The organism is Novosphingobium hassiacum (assembly GCF_014196055.1).
In the GTDB taxonomy this organism is placed as follows: domain Bacteria; phylum Pseudomonadota; class Alphaproteobacteria; order Sphingomonadales; family Sphingomonadaceae; genus Novosphingobium; species Novosphingobium hassiacum.
In genome coordinates this window covers 580,769-596,289 of the sequence record NZ_JACICY010000001.1, presented here as the reverse complement: position 1 = coordinate 596,289, position 15,521 = coordinate 580,769, and the positions used below count along the sequence as shown (strand labels likewise).

13 protein-coding genes are annotated in these 15,521 nt (G+C 61.6%); 3 read left to right on the top strand and 10 right to left on the bottom strand.

Features of this window, described 5'->3' with window-relative positions:
* Positions 1-16: 16 nt before the first annotated feature.
* The 3 genes from GGQ88_RS03065 to GGQ88_RS03055 are packed head-to-tail and all read left to right on the top strand — an operon-like array spanning position 17 to position 2,636.
* Positions 17-439: a Rid family hydrolase gene (locus tag GGQ88_RS03065; protein ID WP_183611622.1), complete on the top strand. Its 423-nt coding sequence runs from the start codon at positions 17-19 to the stop codon at positions 437-439.
* A gap of 2 nt (positions 440-441) precedes the next feature.
* Complete coding sequence (locus GGQ88_RS03060; RefSeq protein WP_183611620.1) at positions 442-1,740, top strand: NAD(P)/FAD-dependent oxidoreductase; 1,299 nt, start codon at positions 442-444, stop codon at positions 1,738-1,740.
* Entirely contained in the window at positions 1,740-2,636 is an 897-nt protein-coding gene (locus GGQ88_RS03055) for a DMT family transporter (RefSeq protein ID WP_183611618.1), read from the top strand. Before GGQ88_RS03060 ends, GGQ88_RS03055 begins: the two co-directional genes overlap by 1 nt.
* Before the next feature lie 54 nt (positions 2,637-2,690).
* Here GGQ88_RS03055 and GGQ88_RS03050 read toward each other — a convergent pair whose 3' ends face one another.
* From GGQ88_RS03050 to GGQ88_RS03005, 10 genes are all read right to left on the bottom strand, one after another.
* A complete protein-coding gene (locus GGQ88_RS03050; protein ID WP_183611617.1) occupies positions 2,691-4,199 on the bottom strand; it encodes an aldehyde dehydrogenase family protein in 1,509 nt (502 codons plus the stop codon).
* Between the two features lie 35 nt (positions 4,200-4,234).
* On the bottom strand, positions 4,235-5,713 hold the full coding sequence (locus GGQ88_RS03045; RefSeq protein WP_183611615.1) for an APC family permease: 1,479 nt from the start codon (positions 5,711-5,713) through the stop codon (positions 4,235-4,237).
* A 119-nt stretch (positions 5,714-5,832) separates the two neighbouring features.
* The gene (locus GGQ88_RS03040) at positions 5,833-6,624 is read right to left on the bottom strand and encodes a cyclase family protein (protein WP_183611614.1); all 792 of its coding nucleotides are present in this window, start codon (positions 6,622-6,624) and stop codon (positions 5,833-5,835) included.
* Positions 6,621-7,829: an SDR family NAD(P)-dependent oxidoreductase gene (locus GGQ88_RS03035; RefSeq protein ID WP_183611612.1), complete on the bottom strand. Its 1,209-nt coding sequence runs from the start codon at positions 7,827-7,829 to the stop codon at positions 6,621-6,623. Before GGQ88_RS03035 ends, GGQ88_RS03040 begins: the two co-directional genes overlap by 4 nt.
* Entirely contained in the window at positions 7,826-8,998 is a 1,173-nt protein-coding gene (locus GGQ88_RS03030; protein WP_183611610.1) for a thiolase family protein, read from the bottom strand. The genes GGQ88_RS03035 and GGQ88_RS03030 overlap by 4 nt, the downstream gene beginning before the upstream one ends.
* Positions 8,995-10,629: an AMP-binding protein gene (locus GGQ88_RS03025; protein ID WP_343057061.1), complete on the bottom strand. Its 1,635-nt coding sequence runs from the start codon at positions 10,627-10,629 to the stop codon at positions 8,995-8,997. Before GGQ88_RS03025 ends, GGQ88_RS03030 begins: the two co-directional genes overlap by 4 nt.
* A 93-nt stretch (positions 10,630-10,722) precedes the next feature.
* Positions 10,723-11,187 (bottom strand): MarR family winged helix-turn-helix transcriptional regulator, encoded by a 465-nt coding sequence (locus GGQ88_RS03020; protein ID WP_183611608.1) that lies wholly within the window; start codon positions 11,185-11,187, stop codon positions 10,723-10,725.
* The gene (locus GGQ88_RS03015; protein ID WP_183611607.1) at positions 11,168-11,626 is read right to left on the bottom strand and encodes a MarR family winged helix-turn-helix transcriptional regulator; all 459 of its coding nucleotides are present in this window, start codon (positions 11,624-11,626) and stop codon (positions 11,168-11,170) included. Before GGQ88_RS03015 ends, GGQ88_RS03020 begins: the two co-directional genes overlap by 20 nt.
* An 84-nt stretch (positions 11,627-11,710) precedes the next feature.
* Positions 11,711-13,312: an indolepyruvate oxidoreductase subunit beta family protein gene (locus GGQ88_RS03010; RefSeq protein ID WP_221214467.1), complete on the bottom strand. Its 1,602-nt coding sequence runs from the start codon at positions 13,310-13,312 to the stop codon at positions 11,711-11,713.
* Positions 13,309-15,465 (bottom strand): thiamine pyrophosphate-dependent enzyme, encoded by a 2,157-nt coding sequence (locus tag GGQ88_RS03005; protein WP_183611603.1) that lies wholly within the window; start codon positions 15,463-15,465, stop codon positions 13,309-13,311. The genes GGQ88_RS03010 and GGQ88_RS03005 overlap by 4 nt, the downstream gene beginning before the upstream one ends.
* Positions 15,466-15,521 lie beyond the last annotated feature (56 nt).

Below are 15,521 nucleotides of genomic sequence, written 5' to 3'. Positions count from 1 at the left end.
TTGAATGGAACGATCAATGGTTAATGTGATCAAGGTCAAGACCGGCAACAAGTTCGAGGAACACGGCAGCTATTCGCGCCTCGTTGCCGTTGATAACCTCATCTTCGTCTCGAATACGGCGGGCCGCAATCCGCGCACCAAGGAAATCCCGACGGATCTTGCCGAGCAGACCAATCAGGTGCTCGACAACATCTCTGCCGCACTCGCATCGGTCGATGCCGTGCTCGAGGATGTCGTCTCGGCCCGTGTTTTCGTGCAGTTCCCCGACGATATCAATGACGTGATGACCGCCTATGGCGAGCGGATGCGCGGGATCAATCCGACGCTGACGATGACCTGCCCTCCGCTGGGATCGGCCGAATACAAGGTTGAAATCGATGTCGTGGCTTATCGCGGCGCGTCGAAGGGCAACGTGCGCGAATTGCAGATCACGCTGTAACCATGGGGCCCCAGATAGATCCGGTCCAGACCTCGGCGGTCATGCCCCCGCGCACCACGGTTGTGGTCATCGGCGGTGGCATCGTTGGCCTGTCCACCGCGTTGACGCTTGCCGAACGCGGCGTGCCGGTGGTCGTGCTGGAAAAGGGCCGGATCGCTGCGGAACAGTCCTCGCGCAATCTTGGCTGGGTGCGCAAGGTCATGCGTTCTATCCCCGATCTGCCGATGGCGATCGAGGCCGAGCGGATGTGGAGCGAGATGCCCGAACGCGTCGGCAGTGATTGCGGTTTCCGCAAGGCCGGCATTACCTATGTCTCGCGCACGCCAGAAGAACTGGCCAAGTACGAAGGCTGGCTGAATACGGTAAAGGGCGTCGGGCTCGATTCCCGCATGCTGTCGCGTCGGGACATCCAGACCATGGTGCCGGGTGGCGCGGTGGATTGGGTCGGCGGAATCACTACGCCGTCCGATGGGCGTGCCGAACCGCAACTGGCGTCGAGCGCCATTGCACGCGCCGCCATGGCCAAGGGCGCCATCATTGTCGAGAATTGCGCGGTGCGCACGCTGGTGAAAACCGGCGGCAAAGTGACCGGCGTCGTTACCGAACACGGTGAAATCGCCTGCGAGCATGTCGTGCTGGCCGGTGGCGTCTGGTCGCGCCGCTTCCTCGCCAATCATGGCGTCGAACTGCTGACGCTGCCGCTCGTCGCGGCGGTTTTGCGGACTGCGCCGTTCGAAGGCCCCGCCGATTGTGCGGTTGGCGCATCGAACTTCTCGTTCCGCAAGCGGCTCGACGGCGGGTACACCATCACGCAGCGCGGCGCGTTGTTTGCGCCGCTGACGCTCGACCATCTGCTGATCGGGATGAATTATCTTCCCGTTCTCAAGGCCGAATGGAAGAATCTTCGCGTCTCGTTCGGCAAGGAGTTCTTTGCTGATCTGGGCCTGCCACGTCGCTGGAAGGCGGATGGGACTTCACCGTTCGAGAAAGTGCGCACCATGTCGCCTGCGGTGAACCACGCGCTTAATGAAGAAGCCATGCGCAACCTGATCGAGGCCTGGCCAGTCTTCGCCAAGGCCAGGATCGCACAGGAATGGGGCGGCATGATCGATGTCACGCCGGACTCCCTTCCCGTGATCGGCGACGTGAAGCGCTTGCCCAACCTCACATTGGCGACGGGCTTTTCCGGTCACGGGTTCGGCACCGGCCCCGCCGCCGGGCACTTGGTGGCGGATCTGGTGATGGGCAACAAGCCTTTGGTGGATCCTGCACCCTATCGGCTTGAACGTTTTTACGCTTGATGGGCAGGTACTGGGCAAACGCCTTTCCCATTGCGGCTGTTCTGCTGTGGGGTGGCAATGCCGTTGTCACCAAAGCCTCTGCCGGCGTAATCGGCGCGGCCGAGATCGCCTTCTGGCGCTGGCTGATTGCAGCGGCGCTGTTGCTGCCGTTCGCGATCAATCCGTTGCGCACGCAGTGGGGTGACGTACGCCGCAATCTGGGCAAGCAGGCCATTCTCGGGCTGCTCGGCAGCGCGCTGTTTCCCACACTGATGTATCTGGCAGCAAGCCATACCAGCGCGATAAACATGGGCGTTATCCAGTCGCTGATGCCGATCATGGCGCTCGGCCTTGCTATGGCATTGTTCCGGCAGCGCTTTTCAGCAGTGGTCTGGGCAGGCGCGCTGCTGTCTCTGCTCGGCGTTGCGATTGTCGTTACCGGCGGCAGCCCGGCGCGGCTGTTGGCGCGTGGGGTGAATCCGGGCGATGCAATCATGCTGGCGGCAACGGCGTGTTTCGCGCTCTATAGCACTCTGGTGCGTAAGTGGCGTAATGACCTGCCGCAAGTGACCAACCTGTTCCTGCAGGCGGCCTTTGCCTCGGCTGTGCTTAGCGTGCCATTTGCGCTGACTCCTCGCGTGGGCATCAACGCGGGTAACGTCGCGATCGTGCTCTACGCTGCGGTCCTGGCCTCGATTGCCGCTCCGCTGCTGTGGATGGCCGGGATTGTGCGCATCGGCCCAGCGCGCGCCGCCAATTTCTTCAACGGCCTGCCGGTCGTCGCTGCCGTGTTTGCGGTATTGTTCCTGGGCGAGCGGGTTACATTGGCCATGCTGCCCGGCGTGGTGCTGGTCATCGGCGGCGTCATGCTGGCCGAACGCTACGCTGCGCGTCCGCTCGGTTCCAAAGCAGGCTGACCCGGAAATCTAACGGACGGCAGCCGGGCCGGGGCAGTACCCCGGCCTCGCCAGTTAAAGATCCGCAGCGCCCAGATCGAGCCGGATGCAAACCGCCTTAGGTTCGGTGAAAGCCTGCAACGCTTCGCTGCCGAACTCGCGACCGACGCCCGAAAGCTTGTTGCCACCAAACGGCATCGCCAGATCCAGCACGTTGTGCGTGTTGAGCCAGACAGTGCCGGCATCAATGCGGTCTGCCAGAATGTGCGCGCGATCCAGATCGCGGGTCCAGATGCTTGCGGCAAGGCCAAACGGCGTGTCGTTGGCAATGCGGATTGCGTCGGCAACATCGTCATAGCGGATGGCGCAGACCACCGGCCCAAAAATCTCCTCGCGCATGACGGTCATGTCGCGCTCGACGCCACCCAGAACGGTAGGGCGGTAGTACCAGCCTTCGCCGTCGGGAGTCTGCGCGCCGGCAAGGGCCGTAGCGCCTTCTTCCAGACCCTTGGCCACAAGGCCTGCCACGCGGTCACGCTGGCGAGCAGAAATGAGCGGCCCCATCTGCGTGGTCGCATCGAAAGGCGATCCGATCTTTATGTCTGACGCGATCTTGCAGACGCCTTCCATCACACGGTCATAGATCGAGGAATGGACCAGCAGCCGCGATCCCGCAGTGCAAATCTGCCCGGAATTGGCGAAGATGGCACCGGCAACGCCAGGGATGGCACGATCAAGATCGGCATCGGGCAAGACAATCGATGGGGACTTTCCACCCAGTTCCAGGGTCACCCGCTTCATCGAGCGCGCCGCCGCTTCCATGATCCGCTGGCCGGTGCCGGTTGATCCGGTAAAGGCGATCTTGCGCACCAGCGGATGGTCGACCAAAGCCGCACCGGCTTCCGCGCCGTAACCGGTCACGATGTTGACCGCGCCTGCCGGGAAACCTGCTTCGATGATCAGTTCACCCAACCGGAGCGTGGTGAGCGACGTTTCTTCGGACGGCTTGAGCACGACGGTGCAGCCAAAGGCAATCGCGGGTGCAATCTTCTGAATCGCCTGCCCAATCGGGAAATTCCATGGCGTGATCCCGGCTACGACACCCACCGGACGGCGCTGGGTAAAGGCGCGATAGATGGCAGGCTCCGGTACGAGCGGAGAATGCGTCACATACTCGCCCGTAATCTTCGATGCCCAACCGCCAAAGTAACGCAGACCGTCGATGGTGAATTGCAGGTCGATGGCGTCGGTGACGGCGAGCAGCTTTCCGCTGTCCAAGGATTCCAGCGCGGCAAGCTGTTCACGATCGCGTTCGACCAGAAGGGCAAGCCGTTCGAGCAGGCGGCCACGATCGAGCGGGCGCATGTTCTGCCAGGCATCGCTTTCAAAGCACCGCTGCGCAGATTGCACGGCACGATCGACGTCTTCGGCATCGCAGGCGTGAAACTGCATGATCGGCTTGCCGGTTGCCGGATCGATCGACGTGATCATGCGATCAGGACGGACGGGTTCGACCAGACGGCCGTCAAGCAGAATAAGCCCGCTGGGAAGGGTCTGGACGGGTGGCTGAAGTGCAGTGGCCATTGTCGGACTCCGAGTTGTGTAAAGTTTGGCGGGGTTCAGGCCGGGACCGTGGCCACGTCGCCTTCGACTTGCGTCGTTCCCACGCGGGCATATGTGGCAGGCGCCTTGCGGCGCAGATAAGCCCCATGCGCAATCCCTGCAAAAGCCGTGACAAGAAACAGGAGCGGCAGGGCGTTCACGATGATCAACGTAGTCCCGGTAAGCGCCTGATAGTTGGCCAGCGACAGGACCGTTGCGATTCCGATGATCACGCCGCTCAGCAGCGGGGCCAGCGTCTTGCCCAACGAATATTCTCCGCGCCGCGCAAAGAAGACAGGGATCGCAAGCGATGTGACGGTGAGCAGGATTTCAAGACCGACTGCGCCCATCGACGAAAGGCTGGTCGAAAGGTTGAGCAATGGGTCCAACCCGGCAATCGCGAACAGGGCCATGATCGTAAACAAGATCACCGTGAGCAGTCGGCAAGCGTTATATGGCGAACCATGGACGGGGTGGACCCGGCCCAGTGCCGCCGGGATCAATCCGTCCCGCGAAAGGGCAAAGAAATAGCGGGCGATGTTGTTGAAGAAGCCCAGCGCGGCCGCAAACAGACTGGTCACGGTCAGGAGGTTCAAGGCCTCACGACCGAATTCGCCAAGGTATCGGAAGGCAATGCCCGTCACGAGCCGACCGGGGTCTGCTGCGGCAACTTGCTGTATGCGCTCGGGCGTTTCAGCAAGGACGAGACACCAAGCGGAAAGCACGTAGAACGTGCCCAGCACCAGCACGGCACCATAGGTAGCACGCGGGATCGTGCGAGCGCGGTCAACCGCTTCTTCCTGATAGATCGCGGTCGCCTCAAACCCGATGCAGCCGTTGATCGCATAGATCACCGCAATGCCGAGGCCGGGTGCAAAGACCTTGCCCGGGGTGAAGCTGCTGAAATCGAGACCGGCCCAGCCCGCGTCATAAAGGATCATGACGTCGATCACGACGATCAGCCCCACTTCCAGCAGGAGGGCAACGGCCAGAACCTTGGCCGCCATCGTGATCTTGCGATAGCCGAGCCAGGAAATGACCGCCACGCCAAGCGCAGCCCAGAGCACCCACGGCGTTTCAATCCCCAAGGCAGTCTTTGAAAGGTCCGACGCAAAAAATGCCATCGCACCAAGCACCGAAGCTGCCGCGCAGATATAGGCAACGACTGCGGTATAGGCCGCGGCAATGCCCGCTTCCTTGTTCAGGCTCACCGCGATGTAGGCATAGAACGCACCGGCATTGCGTACGTGCGGGATCATGCGCACGTATCCCACGGCAAACAGCACCATGACAGCGCTGATCATCAGCTGCGTGCCGGGCATTCCAGCGCCATTGCCGAAGGCAAAGGCCAGCGGAATGATGCCGGCCAGCACGCCCATCGGCGCCGCGCAGGCCAGGATCATGAAAATGATGTCGCCCGTTCCCAGCATGCCGGGAAGGAGCCCGCCCTGCCGGTTCGCTTCAGGGCCCTGGACGCTTGAATCAGTGCTGGACATCGAGACTCGATTGCTGAGGGTCTATGCGGAACGCCGGGTGCTGGACAAAATGCCGGTTCCAGGCAGCGAAAGGTATAGCGCTTCTACCGGATTGGATTGTAAATCCGGCCAGACATCCATCAACTGCGCGGGATCATTGCTGCCACCCGCAGCGGGCTGCCGGATCCGCCCTTGATCTTGAGCGGCATTGCAACGATCACAGCCCCGAAGGTGGGCAGGCGATCCAGATTGGTCAGGCACTGCAGACCAAATCGGCCATTGCCGTGGAGGATCGAGTGGGCCGGAAACGGCTCGTCGAAGTGCGAGCACATGCCTGCATCGGTGCCGACCGTTTCAACGCCCAACCCTACGCAATCCCGATCGTGCACCAAAAAGCGCATGGCATCGGCATCGGGGCCAGGAGAATGCGCGCCATCATCGCGCAAGTTCAGATAGGACAGCGTGCCCACCCGCTTTGACCAGTCGCTGCGCAGGAATATCCAGTGGCGCGGTGGGATCGGTCCATTTGCGCGTTCCCATGCTTCCAGGAATGGGCGCGTCACGATGAAGTCCTCATCCTGTGCCGCTTCGGCCGCGATGTCGATCACCACAACCGGATGAACGAAGTCGCGCGGCAATACTGCATCGACAGTGCCGTTGGGCACGTCCTTGCCAGTGATCCAGTGTGCCGGAGCATCGAAATGCGTACCGGTATGTTCGTTCATCGAAATGTTGTTCCAGTACCACGCCGGACCACTGCCGTCGTAGCGAGAGACGGTCTCCATGCGGAACGGTTCACACTGGCCGAACTCGGACGGGAGAACGATCACCGGAAAATCGGGCGAAAGCACGTTGGTAAGATCGACAATCTCAACCGAGCCCGTGGCGATAGCCGTGGCAAGATCGGCGACGAGGGATTGCGCAGCGGTCACAGGTTCTTCTCCCGAACAAAGAGGGCAGGATCGGTCAGCCAGCGCTCCATTGCGTCTTGTGCGGCATCGCCGACGCAGGTCTGTTCGCGACCGTTCAGCAGGGCATCGACAACGCTCGAAGCAATGCGGGATGGAGCGACTTTTGGCGGTGGGACGTGTTGATGATCAGCGTCTTCGACCGGCCCGGTGAAGACCGACATCACGCGTACACCCGTGGCCCGCATCTCTTGACGGAGGGACTGCAGCAGCGAATGCCGCGCAGCTTCAGCCGCTGCAAATCCTGCTTGGTGCACTTCGCCGCACAGAGCCGACGATGATAGGATATCTACGAAGGCGCCGTTGGGGCGGCCTGCCAGGATCGGTGCGAACGTGCTGGCAAGGCGGGAGAAACCCATCGCCGAAACTTCGAACGCACGGCGCTGTTCGACAAAACCCGGATTGGCGCTGACACCGCCGGTTCGAACATGGCGGGCAGTGTTGACGACGATGTCCAGTGGGCCACCGATCCTGCTCGCGGCCTCGGCCACCGACGTTGCATCGGTGACATCGAGCGCGATCGTTTGTACGCGATCGAGGTTGAATACGGCGTCATTGGCGTCGGCGGCGAGCGATGGGCCGGGAAGTCCTGCGACGACCAACTCGGCACCTCGCGCCTGCAGTTCTTTCACCACGGCCCGCCCGATGGCGGATCGCGCATCGCTGACCAGCGCAATGCGGCCTTCAACAGGCACCACGAATTCGCGCCACTGCGGATCGCTCATCAGATCAGTTCCTTCTGCGGGGATGGCGAAAAGCGCTGCATTGCCACCCCGATCGATCATCATCCGCACCACCGTTTGGTCGCCGGGATGCAAGGCTGCGTGCAAGTGAACCAATGCTACCGGACCAGCATTCAGCAGGACCTTGCCCATGCGCCAGGGCATGTGATCTCTGAAATAGAGATCGGTGGAAACACGGACGGTCGTTTCGCACAAAACCTGGCCGCCGTCGGGCTGATCCTGCCAAGAAAGTTCGCCCCAGCATTGCGGACAGGCATCGCGCGGTGGATAGGTGACATTGCCGCATTCGGTGCAGGCCTGCAGCACAAAGCGTCCCTGCGCTGCGCGGGCCGAGAGGGCGTGCATCGCCCTGCTGCGCAGGCCCATGGGAACATGGCGCAGGCGCTTGCGGGCAAGCGGGTCACGTTTTTCGCGCGTTGCGGTCATGGCAGCGCCTCCAGCAGTGCTGCACCCGTACAGACGCCACGATCGTAGTTGACCAATCCGAACCCCGAAACTGCGGCGATGCGCGCGTCAGGCACCTGATCGCCCAGTGGCATGTGCAGAATCTGGCGCAGGCCCTCGGTCACATTCTGGAATCCGCCTGCCGCACCGGCCTGCCCTGCCGAAAGCTGTCCACCGTTGGTGTTAAGCGGCAGGTCGCCCGTGATGGTAAAGTCGTTGGCCCGAATGAATTGCACCACTTGGCCTTTTTCGCAGAAGCCAAGATCCTCGATCTGCATCGCAACGATGACCGGATAGTCATCATAGACTTGCAGCACATCGACGTCCGCCGGCGTTATGCGGGCCGTCTCCCAGAAGCTGTCGATGTCCATGGCCCAGCCCCCGCGCGACTGCACGGGGTCCTGCGGGAAAGCGTTGTGACGTTCGATCGTGGCAAGAACCTGCGCCATCTTCAGCCCAAGCGCCTCCGCCCGTTCCGGGGTTGTCACGATAAACGCCTCGGCTCCTGCGCAAGGCATGACGCAATCGAACAGGTGGACAGGATCGGCGATCGGGCGCGCTGCCATGTATGCATCGAGCGTGAGGGGCTTGCGCTGCAAGGCCATCGGATTCGATCCGGCATTGGCGCGCTGCGCCAGGCAAAGTTTGCCAAATTCTTCTCGCGTTACGCCATATTCGCGCATGTAAGCGTCGGTGATCAGGGCAAACGTGGCATTTGGGCCGCCAAATCCATACGGATAGACAGCGTCCTGTGAAAAGCGTGAAAAACCGGCAAGACTGTGGCGGAAGCTATCGATCTGGTTGGTGTCTGCAGCCAGGCATACAACCAGTTCGGCGTCGCCACATTGCACGGCCCGCGCTGCGCGGCGCAAGGCCATGACGCCGCTTGCCCCGCCAGTAGGGATATGATCCAGCCAGCGTGGGCTAAGCCCCAGATGCTGGATCATGCCGACCGCTGAATCCGGCCCGGACGAAAAACTGGCAAAGCAGAAGCCGTCAATGTCCGAGGGGCCCAATCCGGTCATCGCGCGCAAGTGGCGCAATGCGCGCCCGGCCCACCAGTGTGCCGGCTCTGCCGAAAAACGCTGGTAAGGCACCGTGATCGGTGCACAGACCGCCACACCGGTGTAGGGCGCCTGCGCCTTGCTCATGCCTGACGCTTTTTGAGCGCGCGCGTGTCATGCAGTTCGCCGCGCTGCATCTTCTCTTCCACCACGTCCTTCAACGCCGCGCGCATGATCTTTTCGGTCGGCGTACGTGGCAGGCTATTTACAAAGCCCAGCCAGCCCGGTGCCTTGTAATAGGCCATTTGTCCCAAGGCCCAGCGTACGATTTCGCTGGCTGTTTCGGCGGGCTGCCCGGCATCGTCGCAAACCACCAGCGCTGCTACTTCGTCCCCGCGGACGGCATCGCGCGTAGCCGCCACGGCAACTTCGCGTATCGCGGGGTGACGCGCCAGAATGGCTTCGACTTCCACGGCTGCAATGTTCTCGCCCGAACGGCGGATCACGTTCTTCTTGCGGTCCACGAAGTGGAGGTCACCATCGGCATCACGCTCGACAATGTCGCCGGTATGGAACCAGCCACCTTCCCATGCTTCGGCAGTGGCTTCCGGGTTCTTGAGGTATTCGCTGAAAAAGCCATAACGCGGATTTGCGCCTGCACGGCGCACGAGCAGCTCTCCTGGAACGTTCGTAGCCACCTCGTTGGCCGCATCGTCGACGATACGAATTTCCATATCCTGGCCAGGGCGCCCGAAGCAGCTTGTGCCCACCTTGCGCGGTTCCCTGGACGCGCAGATCACACCGCCGCTACCGGTTTCGGTCATCGCCCACGCTTCGACCAGCGGAAAGCCGAAGCGCTCCTCGAACGGGCCATGCAGTTCGCGCGGCGATCCGGCACCAAAGCCGAAGCGCACTGCATGGTTGCGGTCTGCCTCGTTTTCAGGCGCGTTCATCAGCATGGCCGGCATAACGCCAAGATAATGCAGGCACGTCGCACCACTGTCGCGCACCGATTGCCACCATGAGCGCGGGTGGAACCGATCAAGGATAATCAGACATCCGCCGACGGTAATCATCGCCATGACCGATACCGAAAGCGCGTTCATGTGGAACACAGGCAGCGGCGTGAGCATCCGTTCCTGGCCATCCTGCAACGCGATGATCCCTCCGGTATCGCGATACCAGTCGCCCGAGTGGAGGAAGTATTCGTTGGACAGCACGCAACCCTTCGGGCGTCCGGTAGTGCCCGAGGTGTAGAGCAGTGCAGCTTCGGTCGATGGACCGAGTTGGGCGTTGGCCGTTGCCGGGCGTGAAAGCGCGGGAATGATGTCTTCCGGCGTGATGCAGGGAATCGGATTGCCCCCGGCAATGGCAGCCGCCGAAACTTCGTCACGCCGCGGCGCAGTCACGAAGGCGAGCGACATTTCCGAATGCGAAACGAGGTATTCCAGCTCGGCCGAACGCAAATCAGGATTGATCGGCACCACCGATGCGCCAAGGCTGTTGGCAGCAAGAAAGATTTCCAGAAATACCGGGCGATTTTCCAGCAACAGGCCGATGCGCGTGCCCATGCCCACGTTCGCTGCTGCCAGCGCGGAACGGCGTAGCGACGCAGCCGCGTACATCTGGGCGTACGTGATCTCGCCCGCTTCGATGCCATAGACCTCTGCCGTCTCTGGCAGGATGTTCAGAAATGGTTTTTCGGGAAAGCGCGCTGCCGTACCGGCAAAGCGGGAGAATACGGTTTCGCCCGGTCCATCCCGGTCTAGCAAACTCACGCCCTCTTTCTCCAATAAATATCTATATGCATAAATTGAGCTATAAAGTAAATTTCGTCAAGTCGCCCTGTGCACGCTTCCGGCAAGGATTGATTAGGACCGCAGGTTTGCGGTCATCGCCAGCAGCACGCGTCGCGTAGCGGCCAGATCTTCCTTGGAAATGCCTTTGGTCACAAGGGTATGGAACGCTTCCATTTCCGGCCAGCAAGCAAACAGCAATGCGCGTCCCGCATCGGTGAGTACAACTTCACGGCGGCGAAGGTCGGTATCGGGAGTATGGCGCTCAACAAGACCTGCGGCGACCATCGAATCGATTGTGCGACTGGCCTTGGACTGCTCGCTGAAAGTGCGTTCGGCAATCTCGTTGATGGTCAGACCGTGCTCGATATGCAGCACTGACAGCGTGCGCAGGACAATTAGTGAAGCGCCGCACTGCTTCAGCATGATGCCCAAGCGAGACTGGCTGTGGCTTGCCAGTCGGTTGACCAAATAGGACAGCTGAGCCTCAAGTTCGGCGAGCGTTGCGGGTGGCGACGGGTTATCCGGCATGGCTTGCATCAGTTCGCGCCAGTTTGCCCCTGACCTGTTCCAGCACGCCGACGGCCTGCTCCAGATCGGCGCCTGGCAGACCGTGAAGCCATTCGTGCACCAGCGTATCGTGGCGTGCGCGGGCCGCCTCGAAGGCCACCGCACCTTGCCGTGTGATCGTGACGATGAATGAGCGACGATCGGTTGCCGACATCTCGCGCGTGATGAGGCCATCGGCAACAAGCCGTTTGGCAAGGCCGGTTACATTGCCGCCGGTGACCTTCAGTTTGCGGGTCAAATCGCCAAGGGTCAGCCCCTGCGGCAGACCGTATATCTGGGCAAGGAAATCGTACTTTGCCAGCGTCAACCCGCATTCCCGCGTCATCGTGCGGTTGAGGCGGGCATAGAGCTCAGACTGGAGCGAAAGGGCGCTGACCCAGAGGCGGACTTCCCAACTGCGCGCTTGCATAAACCTTGGCCGATCAACTCTTCTGGGAGGCGAGGAGAGCTTCTTGCAGCCTTGCCCCTATCGAGGCAAGCGCTGCAAGGTGCCTCAGGCAAATGAGCGGATCGTCTTGATCAAGCCATCCAGATCGCCACCCTCGCCGTCGCGGATGGCGGTCTCGCGCAGGCGGCTCGCCCATTTGGCGGCATCGTCACGACCGAACAGCTGCTGGATCGCGGCGGTAACTTTCGCAAACTTGGACTGGCTGCGCTCGTGCGTGTCGGAATAGCCCTTGATCAGGCGACGGCACTTCACGATCTCGACGCCCAGTGCATAGTCGTACTGTGCGGCCTGGACGGCTTGTGCCAGCCACGCTTCGATATGCGCCATTTCGGTGGCGTGGCGCAATGACGCGCGCCTCCAGCTGCGCAGTCCACCAACGATGTAGAGCAGCACAAACCACCCGGCTGAATACGTGCGCACGCGGCGCCCCTTGTCGATCCGGCGGTCGAGCCAGCCGTAAAGGCCGGTCTGCCGTTGCAGCCAGCGGGCAAAGCCTGCCGGAAGGATCCCGGCCAGCTCTTCCAGTCGGGGATGCATGTATTCGGTCGTATGCAGGATCTGGTCTTCCCTTGCACCTACTTCATCGACGATGCGTTGGCGGCGGCCGGCTCGGGTCTTGAGATCGGCCACGCGCACGATGTCGTCATAGGCCATCGCATTGGCGAGGTACTTTGCCGTCTGCGCCGTCAATTCATGAGCATGGCCCGTTTCTGATGCTGTCGCATCACCAAGCATCTGATCGATCTGGTGTATGCGTTCCAAGCGTTCGAGATATTCCGAACCATAGTCGAGGTCCTGAAAATCGACGACTTTGGCCAAGCCGCGCAGCGCCAGTTCAGCGGCAGGGCGGGGCAGTTCAAGCGCATCGACACGGCGCGCAAGCGTGTCCATCCGGTGATCACGGAAACGCGGGATTGCTGCGTCGGGTTTGGGCGCAGGTGTGGCTGCAGGGGCCACAGGCTCTGCGTTTGCAGTTTCAGCCATGGCAACCGTTCGTTCGAAAGCAGCGCCGAAGGCCCGCAAGCTTGCGGCCGCCCCCTTGCCACCCGTCCCGATTACCGCGTGATAGGCTTCGAGCGGGAAGGGCAGCGCGCCCGAACCCGCCAGCGCACCGAACATCGCCGAGGAGATCACACTGCCGTTTTCGATGGCCAGCGCGTTCATGTCGAAGATGATTTCCTGCCGTGCTGCCACGCCAATCGCGTCGGTCACGGCGCTGCTGTCGGCAATCCCGAGCCCGGGCGCGCTCTTTTCCGAGATGGCCAGCGAACGGTGATCGGATGCGATGAGTGTGGTGCGGCCCGGCGTGACGATCCCGCGCAGGATCGACCGGCCGGCTTCCATGAACTCCGAAGCGAGCACGACATCGACATCGCCCGGCGTGGGCATCTGAGCAAGGATCGGCTTGCGGCCATCCTGCGCGCGCATCATCTCGACATAGTAGATCGTCGCTCCGGTGCGCTGCGCGACACCGGGAACTGAGGTGGATTGGGCAACCCAGCCTGCATCCTCGGCCAGCTTGACCACCCATCCGGTCAAGACGCCGCCACCTTGGCCGCCCATGGCAACGATGGCGATGGAGATCGGGCGTTCGGTAGCATCGCCGGCGGGGGCAAGGGCCAAGCGGACAGTCTCGTCACGCATCATGCGAACTCCACCGCGACCCGGCTGCGCGAACGGCGCGCTTGCAGGGAGTTTACGACAGTCATCGACAGGCGCGCCTTGAATTTGTCCCACCACGTGGGATTGTGGATCACATCGGCGCGGTAGAACGACGGGCAAAGCACCGCAGCCTCCGAAACCTCGCCACAGTTGCCGCAGCCGACGCAGGTATTGTCGATTGCCGCCACCGGATCGTCACGCAGCGGATCGTCCAGCTGTTTGACGGACAGCGAAGGGCAACCGGACAGGCGAATGCAGGCATGATCGCCAGTGCAGACGTCCTCGTCCACGCCAAAGCGCTCCTTCACCATGCGCTTGCCGTCCTTGATCGCCTTGGCCACCAATGGCTTCACCCGGCGCTGCTTGTTGAGCATGCATTCGGACGAGGCGATGATGATCTTCGGCCCCGCCTCCTTGGTGGTCAGGGCCTCGGTCAGCACCTTTTTCATCTTGCCGACATCATAGGTCCGGTCGACTTCGCGGATCCACGTAGCGCCGACGCCTTCAACTGCCTTGATGATCGGGTTGTTGGTCTTGCGATTGCCGTTGGTTGCGCGCGAAGACAGGATATCCTGCCCGCCTGTGGCCGACGAGTAGTAGTTGTCGACGATCAGGAAAACGCCGTCGTGCTTGTTGAAGACGGCGTTGCCGATACCGCTGGTCAGGCCATTGTGCCAGAATCCGCCGTCACCCATCACCGCGATCGAACGCTTGCCCCCCTTCTGGCCAAAGGCCGACGCCGATGCGCCGCCAAGTCCAAAGCCCATCGTCGTCGAACCGATGTTGAACGGCGGCAGGATCGAAAAGAGATGGCAGCCGATGTCGGCCGACACGTGATGTTCACCAAGATCCTCATTGACCATTTTCATCGCGGCGAAGATCGGACGTTCAGGGCAGCCCGTGCACAGGCCGGGCGGACGGCTCGGTACGACTGACTTGAGCTTCTCGACCTCTGGCAAGGCCAGCGCCTCGCGCGCATCGGGAAGGGGTGGACGATTGCCCAGCAGGTGAGGGTGGTTCTGTTCGATGAACGCGCCGATCCCGCTCATCAGCGCCTGAACCGTGTAGTCGCCGCCCATCGGCAGAACATCCTTGCCCTGAACCCGCGCGGTATGATTACGGCGCTTCAGGATCGTGTTGACGGCCTGTTCCAGGTACTCGGGCTGCCCTTCCTCGACCATTAGGATCGAGTCCTTGCCGTCCGCAAACTCGGCGATCTCGCTGTCGATCACCGGATAAGTCACGTTCATCACGTAGAGAGGAACTTGGGTATTCCCGTACGCATCGGACAGGCCGAGGTACTGCAGCGCACGGATCACGTTGTTGTACATCCCGCCCTGCAGCACGATGCCAACCTTGCCTTTTGATGGGCCGAACCATTCGTTCAGCTTGTTGTCCCGCACGAAATTGATCGCGGCGGGCAGGCGGTGCAGGATCTTTTCCTGCTCGTGCAGATAGGCCGCCGGTGGCAGCACGATGCGGTCCAGATCGCGCTTGGGGCTATTGCGGGCGTCTTCCAGCGTGAATACCGGGCGAACGTTGTCCTTGGCCACAAAGCTGCCGTGCATGTGGCAGGTGCGCACGCGCACTTCGAGCATCACCGGGGTATTCGATACTTCGGAAAGCTGGAATCCCTTTTCGATCAGGTCAACGATGCAAGAATGGTCGGGGCGCGGATCGAGCAACCACATTTGCGATTTCATCGCAAAGGCGTGCGTGCGCTCCTGCATGATCGAGGAGCCTTCGCCATAATCTTCCCCGATGATGACCATGGCCCCGCCGGTCACTCCGCCCGATGCAAGGTTGGCCAGCGCATCGGAAGCGACGTTGGTGCCCACCGTGGACTTCCACGCCACCGCACCGCGCAAGGGGTACATGACCGAGGCGGAAAGCATGGCCGCAGCCGTTGCTTCGTTGGCCGAACTCTGGAAGTTCACGCCCAGTTCGTCGAGAATGTCCTTCGCGTCCGCAAGCACATCCATCAGGTGCGAGATGGGCGAACCCTGATACCCGCCGACGTAGGAAACGCCCGCCTGCAGCAGCCCCTTGGTGATCGCAAGGATCGCCTCACCCTTGAACGTCTCACCGTCGCCGAGGCGAAGGTGCTCGACCTCCTTGGCAAATGAGCGCTCAGCCATGACGTTCCTCCGATTCCCAAACAATATGCAAATGCATAAGTTGAGATGTGAAGAAC